This is a genomic window from Streptomyces sp. NPDC054841 (assembly GCF_053611045.1).
The window spans coordinates 1-1,553 of sequence record NZ_JBSGZO010000879.1; the positions used below are offsets into that span (position 1 = coordinate 1).

General features: G+C 65.8%; 2 protein-coding genes and 2 pseudogenes. 2 read left to right on the top strand and 2 right to left on the bottom strand.

All coding sequences use genetic code 11. The features are described 5' to 3' along the window. Positions 1–104 precede the first annotated feature (104 nt). Positions 105–239: pseudogene (locus tag ACWGI8_RS44135) on the bottom strand (IS3-like element ISMyma3 family transposase); the annotation flags it as partial. Further along, the gene (locus ACWGI8_RS44140; protein WP_453669244.1) at positions 240–383 is read right to left on the bottom strand and encodes a hypothetical protein; all 144 of its coding nucleotides are present in this window, start codon (positions 381–383) and stop codon (positions 240–242) included. It lies immediately after the preceding pseudogene. Between the two features lie 47 nt (positions 384–430). Here ACWGI8_RS44140 and ACWGI8_RS44145 point away from each other — a divergent pair. Together ACWGI8_RS44145 and ACWGI8_RS44150 are read left to right on the top strand one after the other, a co-directional pair. Then, positions 431–961: pseudogene (locus tag ACWGI8_RS44145) on the top strand (IS630 family transposase); the annotation flags it as partial. Between the two features lie 22 nt (positions 962–983). Next, positions 984–1,379, top strand: coding sequence for a hypothetical protein (locus ACWGI8_RS44150; RefSeq protein WP_453669246.1), 396 nt, complete (start codon positions 984–986; stop codon positions 1,377–1,379). Positions 1,380–1,553 lie beyond the last annotated feature (174 nt).

Consider the following 1,553-nt stretch of genomic DNA (forward strand, 5'->3'; position numbering starts at 1 on the left):
CTGCCCCCAAGCTTCAATCAGGCCGCTACGACGACCCGACGGAAGTGGTCTTTCACCACCTCTCGATCAACATCGCGCCTCGTGGCGCACAGCTCGGCCGCGAAGAAGGCCGAAGCGGCCCGCAGGATCTCATTGGCCCGCTTCAGCTCGCGGTTCTCGGCACGCAGCCGGCGGTTCTCCTCGGCCATATCGGTGGTCACGCCAGGGCGCTCGCCGGCATCGGTCTGGGCCTGACGGACCTACTTGCACAGGCTCTCCGCACCAACATCCAGCTTCGGCGCGATCGCCCGGCATGCCTCCCACACCGACGGATACTCCGTCAGATGCTCCAGGACCAGACGTACCGCCCGCTCACGTACTTCCCTCGGGTACTGCTTCGGCATAACCGCGATCTTCCCTCGTAAGGAAGTCTCCACCGAACCGGCCCGGTTCGCTGGACCGGTCCCAGCCAGTGCTGCCGATGATGCCCGGAGTGCCCGAACGCCGCAGCCACGACTACGTGCGTGCGGGCACCACCACACTCTTCGCCGCCCTGGACACCGCCACCGGGAAAGTCATCGGCTCACTGCACCGCCGACACCGTGCGGTGGAGTTCAAGAAGTTCCTGACCAGGCTCGACCACGAAGTGCCTGCCAACCTCGACGTCCACCTGATCCTGGACAACTACGTCACCCACAAAGTCCCGGCCGTCAAGAAGTGGCTGCTGGCGTACCCGCGTTTCCACCTGCATTTCACCCCGACCGGGTCCTCGTGGCTCAACCTGGTCGAGCGGTGGTTCGCCGAACTCACCACGAAGAAACTCCGCCGCGGCGTCCACCGCTCCGTCCAGGCACTCGAGCGTGACATCCGTGCCTGGCTGGTCGACTGGAACGACCACCCACGGCCCTTCATCTGGACCAAAACCGCCGACGAGATCCTCGACAAGGTCGCCGCATACTGCCGACGAATCTCCGACTCGTGACACCAGGTGCGATCCTGCATGCATGAACGATCTCGGCGACGCGAACCTGCACACCTGGACGCTGCGATGGATGGCCCTCCTTGCAGCCGACACCCGGGATCAGCTTTCCTGGCTGGGCGAGCGTGAGCTGGAGACGGAGTCCGTCGTTGAAGAGGTAGAGCTCCTCTGCCGCATCTCCGAAGGACTCGCGGAGCGCGGAGCCTTCGAACCCAAGAATCTGCGCGATCTTCAGGCCATCGGCCGTCGCCTCGGCGAGATCGATGCCGGCTGCCGCGCCGGCCTCTGGGCCAACGCCCTGACCAAAGATCCGGCGTGGAACGAAGTACGTCCTCTCGCCCGCCAGTTTCTCCTCTCGACGCTGGGCGACTGGCGTCAGCCACTGCCACGCCCCGTGCGCCCGCACACGGGCGACCACTGAGCACGTCCGGGCCGCCTGTGCGACTCCGACGTGGCCGGCCCGCACACACGAAAACCCGCGTAGATCCGCACACCACGGTGGCGGCTAAGGGCTGTCCCGTAATCCCCGGCGGGCGCACGACGACAGCTACGGCACCTCGCTGCGTTGTCGGATCGCCCGAATACGCCCAGTATG